Source organism: Tangfeifania sp., from assembly GCF_055108615.1.
The window spans coordinates 1-17,678 of sequence record NZ_JBSQIC010000030.1 but is presented as its reverse complement, the minus strand read 5'-3'; the positions used below and the strand labels follow the sequence as shown (position 1 = coordinate 17,678).

The window sequence follows — 17,678 nt, the reverse complement described above, 5'->3', positions numbered from 1 at the left end:
GATCAATTTTTGTAATTAATTGCTACCGAAAAACGGTAAAAACGCCCGGGCATGGGGCGCCATAAAATACTTTGGTAATTCTCGTCAAGTAAATTTTCAATAGTGAATTTCAAATTCACAGTATAGTTTCCAAAATCGGATTTTCGGCCAATGGCAACTTTATTCAGCCAGTACGGATTTAAAACACGCTCAAATTCCGATTCCTGGTTACTTGATTTTGTAAACCGTTTGCCCACATAATTTAAGGAATAGTTAATCGCAAATTTTTTCCAGAAAGTGTTGAAATGAAAATTTCCTTTGTGTTTGGGAATGTAAATTAACTGTTTTCCACGCGACTGATCGACAGAACTGACAGCATCGAGATTTGATGTCCGCGTAAAAGAATAATTGCCACTGGTCCGGAAGCGGAAGCTTTTCCAGTCGTATTTAGCAGAAAAAGAATATTCAATTCCGCGCGAAAAAACGTTTTTCACATTTTGTGCTTCCCAGTACCAGGCCCCGCTCGAAGCAGGCTGCCATGAAATCCAGTTTTCAACTTTCGACGCAAATCCGGTAACCTCATTTTCAAATGTCATTCTACCCAATTGAAAATCGCCCGACAAAGAAATATCGCCTGTAAAACCGTCTTCCGGCTGCAACCCGGGGTTTCCGCCCGGAATCCAGTACAAATCGTTAAGAGTGGGTTTGTGGTAATTTCGGGCAATATTCGCCAGCAGAACAACCGGGAAACGGGAGAAAGGCTGCCATTCCAATCCTGCTGCCGGAATGAGCGGAACGATGCTTTTATCGAACGACTCGGAGCGAAGCAACAGAAAGGCAGCAAAACTGTCGGATGGTTTAAAGTTGGCTTTCATGAGCAGGCTGGTTTCAAACCGATTTTTCAGGTATCCACTTTCATCAAGCAGGTTGCTGGTTTTCACCCGGTGCAGATTGGCATCAAAACTCAGGGTGGCAAATACAACTTCATCCAATCTTTTAAAAAAGCGAAAGTGGTTCAGAAAACTGGTTTCCCTGCTTTCCGAATTTTCGTTCACAAAATTAAACTGTGGTGTGGCACGGTAATATTCAAGACGGTTTGAACTCACTCCGCTAAAAATGCGTGTATTCCAACCATCGCTGTATTTTTTCCATTCCAACTGCGCCCGCAGTTGCTGGTCGTTCTGAAATTCATCGCGGGTGCTTCCTTCGTAGGACATCAGTTGCGGCAAATTCCGGTGACTTTCCTGGTACCAAAAACGCAGCGAAAAAATTTCGTTCTCGTTGCGTCGCAAATAAAGCTCCTGCAATATCCCGGCCTTCCGGAAATCGGCATTTTCAAGCGTATCTTTTCGGTGCGGTATAACTCCTGAATTAATAAAAGGAAAATCATTTTCCGATGCTTCGTAAAAAAACCGGGTGTTCGATTTAAAATTTTCAGTGCCTACCATCAAATTAAAAAATGTTTTCCGGGTTTGAAAAGAAGCCAGTTCAACTAAACCCGACACGCTAAACCGCGTTGACCAGTCGGGATTATTTTCGAGGTGAATGCTCCCTCCCAGCCCGCCGCTGCCCTCTGAGAGTGAACTGCCGCCATGAAGCAAATATAAATTGTCAATAAAAAATACCGGCAACAACGATAAGTCGGCCAGTCCGCGCATCGGGGAATTCAGGTTCATCCCGTTCCACAATATTTGGGTGTGCGTGGCCGCAGTTCCCCTGAAACTGGCCGTTGCCGAAGAACCTTGTCCGTACGACTTTATAAAAACGGGCGAAAATCCTGAAATCAGTTCAGAAAGATCGGCTGTAACTGATGATGCCATAGCCAATGAATCGGGGCGGGTAATTTTTAACCCGGCCTCTTCAATTTTCTTTTTGGCAAGCACTTTAACCTCCTCAATCTGGACAGTATCGGAAAGGCTTTGCCCATGCGAAAAAAGAACAGGCAACAGAAACAACACCAGCAATATACTCTTCAGTGGGTTCATTTTTTAATGATTTTGTGGGTTTCTGTGCCATTCTGGTGCGTAACAACCAGGTAATAAATTCCGGGTTGAAATGAAGAAAAATCTACTTTTGCAGGGAACGTAGAAATTTCGTTAGTAAAAAGCAACTGTCCGGTTGACGAAAACAGTTCAATTTTGGATTTAGAAATTTCAGATCCTCCAATTGTAAGTTCATTTTCAACCGGGTTTGGATAAACCTGAGTTTTGCGAAAAATTTCATGTATGCCAGTGACTGTTTTTTTGGCAATAAACACCGCGTTATTTCCCGATGAAACAGTTATCGGCGGCTCGGTGTCAATGATGAAAACAACCTTTCCGTTTTCGCCGGTAAAATAGATGTCACCTGCATAAACCTGCTCATCTTTTAAAGGAGCAAAGCCGGATTCAGTAATTTCCCCATCAGAAAAATTACAGGTGGTTTGTTCGAGCAGGATTTCAATTTCATCATTCCTTTTTGCGGAATCTGTATTGGCCAGCAACCTGGAATAGTTCCACGGTTGTGTAATATTTGAAACATGGTACAAATCGAGCGTATCGCCATCCGAAATTTCTATTTCATTGAAACTGTTCAAAAACTGATTCCCGTTGAGGCGGGCAATCCACCCGCTGGCATACCTTTGGGGATCAGTTTTTCCGCCCCAGCCATACGAAAAGATCCCGTCGGTTTCTACTGAATATAAATACAGCTTTCCCCCGGAGGCCTCGTCGTCTCTGAACTTAAAATCAACCCCGGCTTTAGCTAAACCGGCGACCATTGCATGGGCCAGTGTTAACCGGTCCAGGCCCGAATAATTCAATTGCGGATTTTCAATAACCTTCTCTAAATCAACCTTCCCAACCTCAATCCACTGAAAGGGAAACAAATTTTCATCTTCATTTTTCAGGCTGAAATACAGTTTAATTTTTTCATTTTCTGAAAGCACTTCCACATTCATCTCTGTCTGCAAGTCAAATTCTTCCACTTTGCAAATAATATTCATTTGCCCCGGCTGAATGGCTTTGAACCAGTATATTCCATTGTGCTGAACTACTTTTCCCAAACCGGGACGAGACGAAGAGAAAAGCACCTGGATTTTCAGTTTTTCATTTTCATTGTCGTAAACTGTGGCTTCCAGCCGGACCGAATCGCCCGGGTAAAGAGCTGAAAAATCAGTAAGAATTTGAATGGAATCAGGCTCAACCACTTTAATATTAATTTGCCGGACCTCAACTTTTGCAGAAATGGAAATTTGAGTTTCTCCTGTACTTTGTGCCGTTAATTTTCCTGAATTATCTACCGTTACTACCAACTCATCCTGCGAGGAAAAAGCAATGTCAGCTTCTTTTTTTCTGCCCTGTTCAAAATAAACTGTTTCAAGCAATACTGAATCACCAGCAACCAGTTTTTTGGGCGTTGAAAAAACAACCAACAGGTTTTCCTTACCGCTAATTTCCGGGGCTGTCGCCACATCGGCAAGCCATGAAACATCGGTGGAAATTTCACCCAAATGACCTGTGGTGGCCAAAGTTCCCGTAACAATTTTTACAAAATGAATTGAATCGAGATGCACGTAATTTCCATTTTCATCAACGGCCCAAGAAATATCAATGGGATCACCTCCGGCACCCTCAATCTCTGTTGTGTACGGATTATCGGGCACTGCCATGTCGATTCCTTTCACCCTCGGTCGATTATCGGCATATCCGAAAACCAATGCTTCAGTTTTAATTACCTGCTGCGTACTGTCGATAAACGGATACAACATTGTTCCTTCAAAAGTCACCGAATCTTCGGGGTAGTCAGGAAAAAAGTTATTCGACGGATAATATTCCTGAAGGTTAAAACTGTTTGCAAAAATCCATCCGCTTTCGCCACTGTCCTTCTTCCAGAAAATATCCCTTGTTTCGGTTTTAAAATAAGTCACCGATAAATTTTTAATGGTTTGGGAATGAAAATGCTGGCTTCCGGCAATTTCAAACCAGGTGCCGTCGGGTTTTCCGTTGCTGTTTTCATCCTGCATTACCCAAACAACCCCGGGTTCAGAAGAACCGGAAAAGGCATTCCCGAACACAGTAAAATCAACTCCATACGGATTTTCCTGATCATTCAGGCAGGCCTCGTTGAATTTAAGTATTATGTAACCTCCAAAGCTACCGAGAGAAACGAGTTTGTCGGGGTCAGCAGCCATTTGCTCAGCAGCCGCCGGTGTTCCCAGCGAACTGATATTAATGTGCTGGCCGGGAGCCGGTTTGTAACCCCAGACTTCAAAACCGATGGTTTGCGAGAGCGCCAAAAAAGGAATAGCCCCCCATACGAAAAATAGTAATAATTTATTCATTCCCCTTTGTTTTAATAAAACGGGGAAATAAAACTTCAGGTGTTTAAACCGTCGCTTTTATTCCCGAAAGCATTATAAAAAATGGCAGGTCTTCTGGCTTATTTTCTTTTGGCAGCGCCTTCCCGTCCCGATAAATCGGGACAGTGGCAAAAAATGCTGCCAGTTTTGAAAATTTACAGCTGCGGGTACAGCTCCGGTTTTGCACCGGATTCCCTTTTTAATTCACCATTTTTCTTTTTATCACAAAATTAATATTCGTGGTATAAATTCCTGACACCAGGTATTTTCCGGGTGAAAACTTAATATGAATTTATTCCACGGCTCGCAACCATGCTTCGGCCATAAGCTGGGCCCCGGGCATAGCAGGATGAACCCCGTCGCCGGTCCAGTAGGTTGCAGGTGCGTGTTTTACCGCTTCGTCGAAAACCTTTTGGAAAGGAACCCAAATGGTGTTGAATTCATCAGCCAGTCTTTTGGCAGCAGCCTGATATTTTTTCATGGGCGCTACCCAGGTTTCATCAACAGCAGATGTATTGAGCACGTAATAAGGTTCGCAAATAACAAGTTCTACGTTGGGTAAATTATCTTTAGTTCGTTTCAGTAATTCGCGGTAATCATTTTCATAAATTTCAACCGTACCGTCGTAATGGCCGTTTCGTTTGTGCCAGTAATCGTTCACTCCTATTAAAATACTTAAAACGTCTGGGTTCAGCTCCAGGCAATCTTTTTTCCAGCGTTCGGCCAGCTGATAAACTTTGTTTCCGCTGATTCCGCGGTTATAAATTGTAAGGCTTTTTTCCGGTAACGCATTCAATAACGCTGATGCAGCCAAAAAGGCATAGCCCGAGCCAAAAGAAGCCGGATTATTGGGCAGTTCTTTTACTTTTTCTCTTCCGGCATCGGTAATGGAATCGCCCTGAAAAAGCACTGTATCAGCTTTGCTGAACATTGAATATTTGTCACTGCTTTTTGCAGGGGCTATACTTGCACTAACTATTGAGGGAATACTTGCCAGGGCTGCAGCTCCTGCAGCTGATTGGGCAAAAAATTTTCTTCTAGAAAGGTTCATTTGAATTGTTTTTGTTTGTAAGAACAAAAGTAAGAATAAAAGTACATTTAACCCACAAACAATTCAATTGAATTTTAGCTGAACAATAATCAACCATTAAAAAGGCAAATCACTGGAGTCTGAATCATCATCTGGTTCTGGTGGAATATCTTCAGGCCTGAATTCAGGCGGAGGTTCGGGCAAACTTTCCCCACCCTGTTTTTTGTCTAATTTCCAGGCATTGATGTTGTGATACCATTTGCCGTTAAACTCCCTCGATTCGAGGTTAAAAGAAACATCTACTTCATCGCCAACTGAAAAGCCATTAAGCAACGAAGATTTATCGTTAAAAAGGGTAAAGCAAACTTTCCGTGGAAACTGGTCATTTGTTTCAACCACGAACTCTTGTTTTTGCCACTCTTTGCCTGCACGGCTAACCCCCGATTCGGGTTTCAATATCTGTTGTATTTTTCCGGTAACCTGTAAACTCATTCGGCAAAAATAAAAAAAGAAACCCTTTGCAGGAAAACTTGCAAAGGGTATTTTATAAAAAAATGTTTTACTTCTGCTGTTGCATTTGCTGCTGCTGACGCTGTTGCTGTACTTGCTCTTTGTCCAGTATTTCTAGCAGTTCAACCTCAAAAATAAGTGTAGTGTTCGGACCGATATCATTACCTGCTCCGCGTTCGCCATAGGCTAAATCGGAAGGAATATAAATTTTCCATTTTGAACCTACCGGCATCAGCTGCAGTGCTTCTGTCCATCCGGGAATTACCTGGTTTACACCAAATACTGCCGGTTCGCCACGTTCAACTGAACTGTCGAAAACCGTACCGTCGATAAGTGTACCGTGGTAGTGTACCCGTACCTTGTCGGTAGCCGAAGGTTTTGGCCCGTCACCTTCTTTCAGCACTTCGTATTGCAGACCGCTTTCAGTCACACTAATTCCCTCCCTGGCTTTATTTTTTTCGAGAAAAGCATTTCCCTCTTCAAGATTTGCCTGTCCTTGTCTTTCGCCGGCAGCTGTAAAAAATTCTCTTACAATCTTATCGGCTTCTTCGGGGGTCATTTGCAACTCCTGATCGAGTGCAGCCTGTGCAAAACCGGAAACCATAGCTTCCATGTTTAACTCGCTGCCGCCGGGAGCGTTCCCCACTTGTTCTTTATTGTTATTTCCAACCAAAATTCCAATTGCATAACCTGCTGAATCGGCTTGTGTCTCGAGTTTTACCTCACCGATTCCGTCATTTTGCTGGCAACTCATGCCAACAATTACCAACACAACTGCTGATAAATAAATAATACTGTTCCTCATAACTAAATTATATTTAAACGATTTCTAATAATTCAACATCGAAAACCAGGGTTGAATTGGGGCCAATTACACCGCCTGCTCCCTGCTCTCCGTAAGCCAGTTCAGGTGGCACAAAAAGGCGCCATTTTGAGCCTTCGGGCATCATCTGCAATGCTTCTACCCAACCGGGAATAACTGCATTTACAGGAAACACAGCCGGTTCGCCGCGTTCAACAGAACTGTCGAAAACAGTGCCGTCAATCAATGTGCCGTGGTAATGGCATTTTACCTCGCTGTCAGTTGACGGTAGTTCACCATCTCCTTCTTCCAGAATTTTATACTGCAATCCGCTGGGCAGTTCGTTAACACCAGTTTCCGACTTATTTTCAGCCAGAAATTTCAGCCCTTCTTCCAGGTTATTTTTGGCCTCTCCCTGGTTGGCTTTCTGCATAAATTCTTCTAAAATTTTGTTTGCTTCTTCAGGCATCATTTTTGGCATTTCGCCTGTAAATGTATCGTTTATAGCCTGCAGGAATAAATCAGGATTGATTTTTTTTACGCCCGATCGAATCAGATTGGAGGCAACACTCATACCCAACGCATAACTAAACCGATCGAGTTCTCCTGTTAATTTCTTTTCTGTCATTTTACTATTTTTCTCGGTTCGAGTGGACGAAGATAATTCAATTTTTTGGCAATTAAAGGCCTGAGTCCACTTTTATTCCGCGGAGCATTTCTTTTTTCCCGGGCGGTCCGGGCAATCGTTCCATGCTGAAACCTGCAGCTGACAGGTCTCTCCTAACCTGCCCCTTTGCACTGTAGGTAACAAAAACTCCCTGGGGTGCCATTATTTTATTCAAGCGTTCAAATATTTGAGGCATCCACATTTCGGGCTGTTTGTCGGGACCAAATGCATCAAAAAAAACGACGTTAGCCGGTTGTTCAATTTCCGGTTTATCCTTTGTTATATCCTTTTGTATTTTAACAAGATGGAAATATTCAGAAATTTGTACCCTCTCTTCCCATTTGCAGGCATGAATCTTTCTGTACAGTTCGTCAGCTTCTGCTGAAATGAGCGCACCATAACCAAGCTTTTCAATCCACTCCTTTTCAACAGGATATTTTTCAACTGTGTAATACAGGGTACACCGTTTAAGTTTTTGAGCCAAAACCGCTGTAAGTAAACAGTTTAGCCCGGTTCCAAACCCCACCTCGAAAACAACCGGCTCGCTGGCAGAATGATGCAAATATCCCATTTTTATAAATACATGTTCCGACTCGGTAAATGCACCATTTAACGAGTGATATTGCTCATCCATACCAGGAAGGTAGATTGTTGATGAGCCATCGGCAGTTTTTTTAATTTGGTATTGCATTACTAAACATTAGTAAAAGTTCCGGAAATAAATCTAAAATTATATTTTTACCGGGCAAAATTTAAATTCGCTATGTTAATACGGCTCTTTAATGAAAATCCGAATCCGCGCGAAGTTCGTAAAGTTACAGAAGTTTTACGCGATGGTGGAATTATTATTTATCCAACCGATACGGTTTACGGATTGGGCTGCGACATAACCAACTCTAAGGCCGTTGAAAAAGTGGCCCGTTTTAAAGGACTTAAAATTGAAAAATCAAACTTCTCATTCATTTGCAGCGATTTAAGTCACTTGTCGGATTATTCGCGCCCCATTTCCAATTCGGTTTTTAAACTCATCAAAAAAAACCTGCCGGGGCCGTTTACATTTATACTTGAAGCCAACAACAACGTACCCAAATATTTTAAAGGGAAGAAAAAAACCGTGGGCATTCGCATTCCCGACAACAATATTATCCGTGACATTATTTTTGAACTGGGAAACCCCATTCTTTCCACTTCTATTCGCGATGAAGATGAGATACGGGAATATACCACCGATCCGGAATTGATCTATGAAAAATACAAAGATTTTGCTGACCTTGTAATTGATGGCGGCCCCGGTGAATTGACACCATCCACAATAGTTGACTGCACCTCAGATGAAATTAAAATTGTACGTGAAGGAAAAGGGAAGCTCGAATTTTAATGTTATTCTTTCCAGAAAGAAGGAAAAAACAGCACCAAGACAGTAAACAGCTCCAAACGGCCCAGCAGCATTAAAAACGACAAGAACCATTTACCAACTGGTTTTACATGAAGAAAATTCTCTGCAGGCCCAACGTTTCCTAATCCGGGACCAATGTTGCCCAGGCTTGTGGCAACAGCTCCCATCGCCGACTCGATATCGGGCTCAATAATTGTAAAGATTACCGTGCTGGCACCAAAAATCACAAAGTAAAACATAAAGAAAGCCAGCACGTTAGTAATTATTTTTGCATCTACTGAGTGGTTATTAAATTTCACCGGGATAATTGCCTGCGGATGTACTATTCTTCGCAATTCGTAATAACTGTTTTTCAGCAGCAGAACAATACGCATAATTTTCATGCCTCCACCTGTTGAGCCTGCCGAACCTCCAAAAAAGAACAATCCGAAAATGATAAAAATAAGAATGGGTGTCCAGGTTAAATAATCGGCAGTTGCAAAACCGGTGGTTGTAATAATAGAAACAACCTGAAAAAGTGAATTCCGGAAGGATTCTTCTACACCTGTTTGGGCAGAAACAAGCAACCCGATAAAAATTACAAGCGTAAATCCCAGTACAAATAAGCCGTAATATTTAAACTCTTCATCTTTAAAAACATGCTTAAACTTTCCGTTAATTGCCATGTACGAAAGGGTAAAATTGGTTCCGGCAAAAAACATGAAAATTATAATAACATAGTGAATAAAAGGAGACGACCAGTATGCAATACTTGCCTGTTTTGTTGAAAAACCTCCTGTAGCCATCGTAGTAAATGAATGACAGACTGCATCGAAAATTGACATTCCGCCCAGCCATAGCAGCAGCATCTCGCTAACGGTAAATCCTAAGTAAATCACCCACAAAGTTTTGGCTGTTTGTCTTATTCTCGGACTAATTTTATCGGGGGTTGGACCGGGAACTTCGGCCATAAAAAGCTGCATACCGCCAATTCCGAAAACCGGTAAAATGGCCAGCGACAAAACGATAATACCCATACCACCCAACCACTGGGTAATACTTCTCCAAAATAAAATTCCGTGGGGCAGCGCTTCAATATCAGCCAAAATTGATGAACCGGTGGTTGTAAAACCCGATATTGTTTCGAAAAAAGCGTTGGTAAAATTGGGAATGGCGCCACTGATAATATAAGGCAAACTTCCAAAAAAAGAAAATACTATCCACACCGATGAAACTATGATGTAGCCTTCTTTTTTGCCAATATCCTTATTGGCTTTACGGGTTAAAAAGCCAATTATTGTTCCGAGGGCAATGGCTATTCCGGAAGAAATTAAAAATGCTGTTTGGTCGTACCCGCCATAAATAAGAGCAACAATAAAGGCCAGCGCCATAGCAATCCCTTCCACTAGAAGCAAAAAACCAAGCAACCGAAAAATGATTTTAAAGTTCATTTAGTTTAGACTTTCCGGTGAATTTACTTAAAAAATTTCTCCAATTTTTTAATACCTGAAGGAAGTGTAAAAACAACTACTTTATCGGCTTCTTTAACCTGCGAATCGCCATGCACAATAAAAGCATCATCTCCCCTGATGATACCTCCAATTTTTGCTTCCTCGGGGAAACCAAGGTCTTTCACCAGTTTCTGAGTGATTCTCGCGCCAGGTTTGGCAATAAATTCAAAAACTTCGGCATCGGAAGCTGTCAGGCATTTTACTTTCGAAATAGCTGCATTAAGCGTAAAACGATAAATATAGCTGGCTGCAATCAGTTTTTTATTTACAATGCTTCCGATGTTCATGTTTTCGGCAAGCCCCATAAAAGCCAGGTTTTCAACTTCGGCAATCGTACGCCGAACGCCGAGGGATTTGGCAAGGTGGCAGCTCAAAATATTTGTTTCTGAATTCCCGGTGGTGGCTACCACTGCATCCATTTTTTCAAGGCCTTCATCTTTAAGGAGTTTCAGGTCTCTACAATCGCCATTTATTACCAAAGCATTGGCATATTTTTCAGCAACCTGCTGGCTCTTTTCGTGGTTTTCTTCTACCACTTTAATCCTGTACTGGTCGCCCAGTTTTTCGATGGCTTTTTGAGCAATGCGGCTACCGCCGAGAAATAGTATATTTTTTACCTCGAATGTTTTTTTGGCCGTCAGGTCAAAAATCCGTTTCTGTTCATCGCGGGTAGTTATAAAGAATACAATATCGCCGTCTTTTATAAAATCGGTTCCACTTGGTATAATGGTTTCATTTTCGCGATTAATAGCTACCACCAAAATATGTTCATTTTCCTGTGCGAGCTCCTCGAATGTTTTGTTTAAAATTGGCGCATCCTGCCTGACTTTAACTCCCAGCAACAATAATTTGCCATTTGAAAATTCAATTAACTGCCGGGTGCCGGTTTGTTTTACCGAAGCCACAATTTCTTTGGCAGCCAGACTCTCGGGATAAATCAGTTCATTGATTCCCAGGTTATTTAGCTTCGAACGGTACCTGCCCATAAGGTATTCCGAATTGTTAATGCGTGCGATTGTGCGCCCGACGCCAAGATATGAAGCCATTGAACAGGCCAGGACGTTCCTTTCTTCAAACGGAGTTACTGCAATAAAAAGGTCTGCTTTTTCAATTCCGGTGTTTTTCAGATCATGAAAAGAATGTGCCGAACCGGTAACGGTCATTAAATCAACATCGTTGCTAACAATGGAAAGCTTTTCCACCGAATCGTCCATTAAAACAATATCATGTTCTTCACTGCTCAGCATTCGAGCCAAATGATTTCCAACTTCTCCGGCACCAGCAATTACAACTTTCATTTTAGCCTTTCTTTATTTCAAATTAGGGTACAAATTAAAAGAATACAAAATGAACTACCAGTAATCTTTCTGTTTTTTCAGTACAAAAAAAATTCATTTAATGTATGAACCGGTGCAAATTTACCACTTTTCCCTGTAAGCACCGTTTTTCCTGACAGAATAAACCTTAAAGCTTTCGAATTTCTCCGGGGGAAAAAACCGGGCGGTGGAAACCAATAATGAATTGTATGGTATTTTTTGATTAACAGCCGGCCTGGTTACTGGACCAATTACAATATCAGGTGTTAGTTCACGAGGTAATTTTTCGTTATTAGTTGCAGCAATCTGGAAAACCCGCCCTCCGAAACAGATAAAATTGTCTTTCAGCATGAGGTGTTCATCTTCAAAAATTTGATGTTGTGTTAAAAAGACCGGAGAACGAAGCCGATTTCTGTAAACCAGATTTTTGATCATACCCATAGAAAATCCATTCTCTTCAAGTTCTTTTTCAGAAATCACATAATTTTTTGGGCCTGAAAGCAGGTGAATAATCGTATTATCCGGCTGATTATAAACAATTAATTCGTTGCGTGATAAATTATTGATTTTGAAAATAAACACCGAAAACAATACCAGAACAACATTAACAAGGGCCAGCTTAAAAAACAACTTTCGTTTTGTTTCAATAAACACAAAAGCAGACAAAAGAAACCCGGTAACAAATACCAGTTCAAGAGGCAAAAAAGTGAATTCAATAATTGAGGAAGGTAAATTTTCGATAAACCGAAGCAAGCTGTAAACCACCCCAATAACTAAATTTATTGTTTCAGAAATAACCAGAGAGATAACCGGTATTCCATGCAACACCAAAATGGCTATTCCCAATGGAATTAACAGGGTTACTGCAGGGATCACAAATAAATTTGAAATCCAGAAATAGGTTGGAAACTGATTGAAATAGTACACCGCCAAAGGGAACGTTGCAATTTGGGCAGCTACCGAAACGGTTAGAAGCGCCCACGCGTACCGGATGATTTTATATTTGAACGAGACGAGCTTTTCGAGCCGGGGTTGCAAAAAAACAATACCAAAAACTGCAGCGTATGAGAGTTGGAATCCTACCTCGAACAAATTATTAGGGTTAAAAAGCAACAGCAAAAAAGCTGAGGCAGCCAGCGAGTTGTAAATGTTAACCTGGCGCCGAATGTTGGTTCCAATTACAACAAACGAGAACATTGTTGCCGCCCGGGTAACCGAAGGTGATAGTCCTGTAAGAAAAGCAAAAAACCACAAAACGCAAATAACCAATAATACAAATATTATCCGGCCAGCTTTTTGCCGGCGTAAAAAGCCCAACAATAAATTCAAAACCAAAAATACAATGCCCACATGCAAGCCCGAAACAGCCAGAACATGCATGGCTCCGGCAGATGCAAAAACTCTTTTGGTTTCAGGGTCGAGGCCGCGTTTGTAGCCCAAAGTAAGTGCCGATAAAATTTGAAGCTCATTTTCGCCCAACTCCTGCTCTTTATAAATTTGAAGGAGTTGCATGCGAATGCGTTCGGCAAAAACCGGTAAAGAAAATGACGATTCACTGTTTACTTTCTGCCAATTTTCAGCTGGCAGGTAAAGTTGCCTGTAAATCCTCTTTCTTGCCAGATATTGTTTATAATCAAACTCAAAAGGATTATTATTGTTGGAAACCACTTGCGGTTTTCCCTTGAAAATGATTTGCTCGCCTGGAATTAACTGCTTCGCGTTTTCGCCTTTTTCAAACCAGGTCATTATTTTTTCATCAGTTTGAAAAACTGAATCATTCACTTCAACTTCTTCAACATGTAAAACCGTTTGGTACGAGTTGGGTTTTTCCTGAGGAATTTCAAAAATTGTGGCTATAAAAATACCTTCAGCAGGCATTGTTGGTTTTTGGTTGTACTGTATTGCCACGAGAACTCCCAAAATTACAAATACCAAATGTACCGTTACTCCCCAATAAGGAGCAATGCGGTAGCTATAAAATTTCTGGCCCAAAACAATTGCCAGGAATGCCAGCAACGAAATCAGAAAAACAAAAGTGAATCCGATGTTTACATAAGAATGAGCAACTATTCCAACTGCAAAAGCAACCGCAATTCGTAAAAAGGGTATTTTCTGAATTGTTCTTTCCAATTTTTGTGGTGTTGTAAGGGAAGTTAAATTACGAAAAAAATTGAAAAAGTTCAAATTATTTTACCGGACAGGAACATTTATCCGGTAATGAGGGGTAACTTTTCCAATCGCAATATTACGCAGTTTGCTTTTTAAAAGCCGTTTTCGCAACGGTGATAAATAATCAATAAACAGTACTCCTTCTAAGTGATCGTATTCATGCTGAATTACCCTGCCGGCAAAGCCGCTAAATTCTTGTTCGTGAGGTTCAAAATTTTCATCCAAATATTTAATTCTCACCACATCGGGTCTTTTTACGTCTTCCCTTATTTCCGGAAGGCTTAAGCAACCTTCGTTCATTATCCATTCTTCGCCCGCCGTTTCAATAATTTCAGGATTGATAAATACTTTTTTAAAATCTTTCAGTTCCGGTTCTTCGTCGGCTCCTGCCGAAGCATCAACCAAAAACATGCGAATTGATTTACCTACCTGTGGAGCGGCAAGCCCAACTCCATCAGAATAATACATGGTTTCCCACATATTTTCAATTATTTCTTCAAGCTCTTCTGTTTTCTTTTCAATTGGCTTTGCTTTTTTCCTGAGTAAAGGGTCGCCATATACTGTAACCGGATATTTCATCTGAATAAAATTGTTAATTTTCAAAGTATGATATGGAACCTGCCCGACTAAGCTGGTCAGGCGGGCCGGTTTTATTTTTTTGTTACTATTTAAAAGGAATTCCTTTTTTGCTCCATGTAATTCTGTAAAATTATGGTAGCGCTAATAGCATCTACCATTGCTTTGTTTCTCCTTCCTTTTTTGCTTACACCTCCATCAATCATTGTTTGAAAAGCCATTTTGGATGTAAACCTTTCATCCATCAATTCGAGGTTCATTTCAGGATATTCCCGCTTAAATTTTTTTATGAAAGGATTGATGTAAGTAACAGCTTCAGAAGGTTGGTTGTTCAATTGACGTGGATAACCAATTATCACTTCGTCAACATTTTCTTTGCTGAAATAATTCTGCAAAAAATCCCACAGTTCGGCGGTTGCCACCGTGGTTAGTTTATTGGCGATTATTTGAGACGGATCGGTAACAGCCAGTCCAACTCGTTTTTTCCCGTAGTCAATTGCTAAAATTCTTCCCATGTATTCTTTTTCAGTGCGCAAAATTAGAGAGAATTATGCAAATAATAAAACTTTTTAACAGTAGCTCTGTAAGAAGAAGCACTTCAGCGAGAGCAAACACCAAAAAAGCCAGGGTACGTGCAAATCCGGGAAATAAACGCAAAGTTTACAGATTGAACAAAAATTATTACGCTAATTACAATTATTATAACGATGGTTACTGGTACCGGGACGATTTCCGTTATTTTGATTAAGTTTCTACTGTTTGTTAAATTATAAAAAGCTGTCACAGGGCAGCTTATTTTTGTTTCCTGCCAAAAATGAAATGAGTATTTTAGCTTTGTTAAATTGCGCGAAAGGTTCAATTAAAATTTGAAATATATTAACCGAAGAATAACTTTTTTCATTACTTTTAAAAAACCAAACAATACAGCTAATGAGTTCTAATTTAAAAAGAGACCAAATACCTCCCACCGAAGCCAAAGTCTGGAAATTGAATTTGGAGGAAGAAAAAAAATTAACTTTCAACTTAATTGTTCCTCCTGTAATTTTTCAAAAAGAAACCTACCTGAAACTCACTGGTGAAAACAATAACAGAGTTAGAATTTATCTTGGGCTCGAACCCGAACAAAAGGACGGGAAATATGTGCTGTGTGCCTATGCTGTTTCCGCATTCCTGCTGGGCAGTGGTGATGTTTACAGAGATTATGAAAATCCGGTTTTTAAGCTTGAAAGAGTAAATCAGGACCACTCAAAATCAAAAGAAGTACTTGATAACATTCGTCGTTACAGAAAATGGAGGATGGGAGAACTTGACAGCGATAATGAACTGGCTGTTTTCAGAAAATACATTTACCCGAATGCTTTCCTGATGACTAAATATGAATTGCTCGACATTTTTGAAGTTCAGGGTAAAGAAGAAGCTCAAATAGGATTTGGAATATCGAAAACCATGCATACCATGATTTATTCTGATATCAAAGATGAGCGAAGCACAGATGATATTGCTACTGTTTTCAATTTCAGTGATTTATGCCCGCCAATTTGTGACACATCAAGTATTTTCAATTCTGATGGAGATACTGAATAAATACCAGTGGTTTTTTATTTTTCTTCCTCTTGTTATTGGAATTTTTTCCTTCCGGAAATTTCAGCGAGGAACAAAATATATTTTTTACTTCGTAGCATTTGGAAGTTTTAGTGAACTTTTAACAAGGTTATTACATCGCTGGCTCAATTTAATTGATAATACTATGCCTATTGGGCACATTTATATTCCTGTTAGTTTTTTACTGGCAGGACTTTTTTATTCAAATCGGCTTAAGGGATTTATTAACGAAAAAATTATTTTAGCAATAACAAACGTTTTTATAATATTCTCAGCTATAAATTCATTACTGATTCAAAGCTTTTATTCTTTTCCATCCTATTCGGGGGCCATCGGCGCTTTAATTCTGATTGGTTTTTCAATACTGCTTTTTGCCAGGATTATGGCCGAGGCAAATATCAAAAAATTAGCGAATGAACCGGCAGTATGGATTAATTCGGGCATATTAATCTATTACACCTCCAATTTCTTCTTTTATATTCTGTATAATATTTTATTAGAAAATTCTGTTGAATTTTTAATACAAACAATTTTTATTTTCAATATATTTTATGTCATTTTTTATATTCTCATTGCCATTGGGTTTTGGAAGACTAATCAAAAATAAAGCACATAAAATAATTGAGTTGTTTAGCAAGAACAGAGAACGAAAAAATTACTTTAGTATTAAAACAAACAACTTCAGAATTAATATCAAATCTGAAGATTATTTGTAGATTTCTTCTTCTGTTTGATAACCTTCAGAAATAACGGTCAGTTTCAGGTTATCTTTATTAACCATCATTGCTTCGTGCAACACTGCCGGGACAAGGCGTTGTCCATTGCTAACTGTTTGGAACGTGCGTTCACATTCTTCATCTCTGCCAAGTGTCATAGCAAGTTCGGCAGCAGTAGCAGCCAGTTTTTCGTATGGTTTATAAACCGTACATGTTTGATGGCCAGCCACAATTTGCTGTAAATTTCTCAAGTCAGCGTCCATTCCGGCAACCAAAACTTCCCCCTCTATTCCCGCTTCTGTCAAAGCACGTGTAACTCCATAAGCTATTGCGTCGTTCCCGGCAATAATAGCATCAATATCTTCGGTAGTTTGCAACAATTTTTTCGCATGGTTGTAGCCTTCTTCTTCTTCCCAGGCCTCGGTAAATTCATTATAGATGATCTCAATATCTCCTTTTTCAACCAGCGGTTGCAAAACATTCATCTGGCCCAGGTACAAAAACTGACTGTTATTATCGGTAATTGCACCGCCAATAAGGGCATATTTCCCGGTAGGCCTCATTGTTGTTAAGTACTCCGCCTGCAATCTGCCAATTTCAACATTGTCGGTTGACACATAATAATCGAGCCGGCAATTTTTTATCAATCGGTCATACGAAATTACACTCACATTTTTCTCATGTGCATTTTGAACAATTTCAGCCGCTGCAAACTGGTCAACTGGTACAACCACCAAAACATCTATTCCGTTGGCAAGGAGCTCGTTTGCCTGAGCAAGTTGTTTTTCTGCATCATTATCTGCAATACGAACTTCAACAGTTCCTCCCAACTCCTGTACTTTTTCAATAAAGTAGTCCCGGTCGTTTTCCCACCGCTCTTTATCGAGGGCATGAATTAGGAATCCAACCTTTACTGTGTCATCATCTTTTGTGCATCCGCTGAGTATAAAAATGGTAAATACCATCAGGATTAAAAGCCGAACCGAATTATTCATAACAATGGTTTTTTTGAATTTCAATTTATACCATTTACGAGTTACCGGCCAAAAGGGTTAAACAAAAGAAATATTAAAATATTGTTATACA

At 40.2% G+C, this 17,678-nt stretch carries 16 protein-coding genes and 1 riboswitch; of the genes, 3 read left to right on the top strand and 13 right to left on the bottom strand.

Annotated features, from left to right (window positions below; all coding sequences use genetic code 11):
• Nucleotides 1-2: 2 nt before the first annotated feature.
• The 7 genes from ACTCNA_RS08650 to mnmC2 all read right to left on the bottom strand — a co-directional run bounded on the left by ACTCNA_RS08650 (nt 3) and on the right by mnmC2 (nt 8,018).
• Complete coding sequence (locus ACTCNA_RS08650; RefSeq protein WP_462947506.1) at nt 3-1,964, bottom strand: TonB-dependent receptor plug domain-containing protein; 1,962 nt, start codon at nt 1,962-1,964, stop codon at nt 3-5.
• The gene (locus ACTCNA_RS08645) at nt 1,961-4,300 is read right to left on the bottom strand and encodes a T9SS type A sorting domain-containing protein (RefSeq protein ID WP_462947505.1); all 2,340 of its coding nucleotides are present in this window, start codon (nt 4,298-4,300) and stop codon (nt 1,961-1,963) included. The genes ACTCNA_RS08650 and ACTCNA_RS08645 overlap by 4 nt, the downstream gene beginning before the upstream one ends.
• A gap of 66 nt (nt 4,301-4,366) precedes the next feature.
• A riboswitch (cobalamin riboswitch) is annotated at nt 4,367-4,545 on the bottom strand.
• Between the two features lie 65 nt (nt 4,546-4,610).
• Entirely contained in the window at nt 4,611-5,369 is a 759-nt protein-coding gene (locus ACTCNA_RS08640; RefSeq protein WP_462947504.1) for an SGNH/GDSL hydrolase family protein, read from the bottom strand.
• A gap of 96 nt (nt 5,370-5,465) precedes the next feature.
• Complete coding sequence (locus ACTCNA_RS08635; RefSeq protein ID WP_462947503.1) at nt 5,466-5,840, bottom strand: DUF3127 domain-containing protein; 375 nt, start codon at nt 5,838-5,840, stop codon at nt 5,466-5,468.
• A gap of 67 nt (nt 5,841-5,907) precedes the next feature.
• Nucleotides 5,908-6,663 carry an FKBP-type peptidyl-prolyl cis-trans isomerase gene (locus ACTCNA_RS08630; protein ID WP_462947502.1) on the bottom strand — a complete coding sequence of 252 codons (756 nt, stop codon included), beginning with the start codon at nt 6,661-6,663 and terminating at the stop codon, nt 5,908-5,910.
• Nucleotides 6,664-6,676: 13 nt separating this feature from the next.
• A complete protein-coding gene (locus tag ACTCNA_RS08625) occupies nt 6,677-7,288 on the bottom strand; it encodes an FKBP-type peptidyl-prolyl cis-trans isomerase (protein WP_462947501.1) in 612 nt (203 codons plus the stop codon).
• Between the two features lie 52 nt (nt 7,289-7,340).
• A complete protein-coding gene (gene mnmC2 / locus ACTCNA_RS08620; protein ID WP_462947500.1) occupies nt 7,341-8,018 on the bottom strand; it encodes a tRNA (5-methylaminomethyl-2-thiouridine)(34)-methyltransferase MnmC2 in 678 nt (225 codons plus the stop codon).
• 72 nt (nt 8,019-8,090) lie between these two features.
• Between mnmC2 and ACTCNA_RS08615 the strand changes: the two genes are divergently transcribed.
• Nucleotides 8,091-8,705, top strand: coding sequence for an L-threonylcarbamoyladenylate synthase (locus ACTCNA_RS08615; protein ID WP_462947499.1), 615 nt, complete (start codon nt 8,091-8,093; stop codon nt 8,703-8,705).
• A gap of 2 nt (nt 8,706-8,707) precedes the next feature.
• Here ACTCNA_RS08615 and ACTCNA_RS08610 read toward each other — a convergent pair whose 3' ends face one another.
• The 5 genes from ACTCNA_RS08610 to ruvX form a co-directional block, all read right to left on the bottom strand.
• A complete protein-coding gene (locus ACTCNA_RS08610; RefSeq protein ID WP_462947498.1) occupies nt 8,708-10,153 on the bottom strand; it encodes a TrkH family potassium uptake protein in 1,446 nt (481 codons plus the stop codon).
• 23 nt (nt 10,154-10,176) lie between these two features.
• Nucleotides 10,177-11,511, bottom strand: coding sequence for a Trk system potassium transporter TrkA (gene trkA, locus ACTCNA_RS08605; RefSeq protein ID WP_462947497.1), 1,335 nt, complete (start codon nt 11,509-11,511; stop codon nt 10,177-10,179).
• 120 nt (nt 11,512-11,631) lie between these two features.
• Nucleotides 11,632-13,659: a ComEC/Rec2 family competence protein gene (locus tag ACTCNA_RS08600; RefSeq protein WP_462947496.1), complete on the bottom strand. Its 2,028-nt coding sequence runs from the start codon at nt 13,657-13,659 to the stop codon at nt 11,632-11,634.
• Nucleotides 13,660-13,719: 60 nt separating this feature from the next.
• Complete coding sequence (def, locus tag ACTCNA_RS08595; protein ID WP_462947495.1) at nt 13,720-14,277, bottom strand: peptide deformylase; 558 nt, start codon at nt 14,275-14,277, stop codon at nt 13,720-13,722.
• An 89-nt stretch (nt 14,278-14,366) separates the two neighbouring features.
• Entirely contained in the window at nt 14,367-14,789 is a 423-nt protein-coding gene (ruvX, locus tag ACTCNA_RS08590) for a Holliday junction resolvase RuvX (protein ID WP_462947494.1), read from the bottom strand.
• A 35-nt stretch (nt 14,790-14,824) separates the two neighbouring features.
• Between ruvX and ACTCNA_RS08585 the strand changes: the two genes are divergently transcribed.
• Together ACTCNA_RS08585 and ACTCNA_RS08580 are read left to right on the top strand one after the other, a co-directional pair.
• A complete protein-coding gene (locus tag ACTCNA_RS08585; protein WP_462947493.1) occupies nt 14,825-15,022 on the top strand; it encodes a hypothetical protein in 198 nt (65 codons plus the stop codon).
• 182 nt (nt 15,023-15,204) lie between these two features.
• A complete protein-coding gene (locus tag ACTCNA_RS08580; protein ID WP_462947492.1) occupies nt 15,205-15,858 on the top strand; it encodes a hypothetical protein in 654 nt (217 codons plus the stop codon).
• Between the two features lie 724 nt (nt 15,859-16,582).
• Here the strand turns inward: ACTCNA_RS08580 and ACTCNA_RS08575 are convergent.
• Complete coding sequence (locus tag ACTCNA_RS08575) at nt 16,583-17,587, bottom strand: sugar ABC transporter substrate-binding protein (protein ID WP_462947491.1); 1,005 nt, start codon at nt 17,585-17,587, stop codon at nt 16,583-16,585.
• Between the last annotated feature and the right edge of the window lie 91 nt (nt 17,588-17,678).

Coding starts and splice junctions, on each gene's coding strand:
- ACTCNA_RS08650 (WP_462947506.1), bottom strand. CDS start 1,964: ATGAACCCACTGAAGAGTATATTGCTGGTGTTGTTTCTGTTGCCTGTT.
- ACTCNA_RS08645 (WP_462947505.1), bottom strand. CDS start 4,300: ATGAATAAATTATTACTATTTTTCGTATGGGGGGCTATTCCTTTTTTG.
- ACTCNA_RS08640 (WP_462947504.1), bottom strand. CDS start 5,369: ATGAACCTTTCTAGAAGAAAATTTTTTGCCCAATCAGCTGCAGGAGCT.
- ACTCNA_RS08635 (WP_462947503.1), bottom strand. CDS start 5,840: ATGAGTTTACAGGTTACCGGAAAAATACAACAGATATTGAAACCCGAA.
- ACTCNA_RS08630 (WP_462947502.1), bottom strand. CDS start 6,663: ATGAGGAACAGTATTATTTATTTATCAGCAGTTGTGTTGGTAATTGTT.
- ACTCNA_RS08625 (WP_462947501.1), bottom strand. CDS start 7,288: ATGACAGAAAAGAAATTAACAGGAGAACTCGATCGGTTTAGTTATGCG.
- mnmC2 (WP_462947500.1), bottom strand. CDS start 8,018: ATGCAATACCAAATTAAAAAAACTGCCGATGGCTCATCAACAATCTAC.
- ACTCNA_RS08615 (WP_462947499.1), top strand. CDS start 8,091: ATGTTAATACGGCTCTTTAATGAAAATCCGAATCCGCGCGAAGTTCGT.
- ACTCNA_RS08610 (WP_462947498.1), bottom strand. CDS start 10,153: ATGAACTTTAAAATCATTTTTCGGTTGCTTGGTTTTTTGCTTCTAGTG.
- trkA (WP_462947497.1), bottom strand. CDS start 11,511: ATGAAAGTTGTAATTGCTGGTGCCGGAGAAGTTGGAAATCATTTGGCT.
- def (WP_462947495.1), bottom strand. CDS start 14,277: ATGAAATATCCGGTTACAGTATATGGCGACCCTTTACTCAGGAAAAAA.
- ruvX (WP_462947494.1), bottom strand. CDS start 14,789: ATGGGAAGAATTTTAGCAATTGACTACGGGAAAAAACGAGTTGGACTG.
- ACTCNA_RS08585 (WP_462947493.1), top strand. CDS start 14,825: ATGCAAATAATAAAACTTTTTAACAGTAGCTCTGTAAGAAGAAGCACT.
- ACTCNA_RS08580 (WP_462947492.1), top strand. CDS start 15,205: ATGAGTTCTAATTTAAAAAGAGACCAAATACCTCCCACCGAAGCCAAA.
- ACTCNA_RS08575 (WP_462947491.1), bottom strand. CDS start 17,587: ATGAATAATTCGGTTCGGCTTTTAATCCTGATGGTATTTACCATTTTT.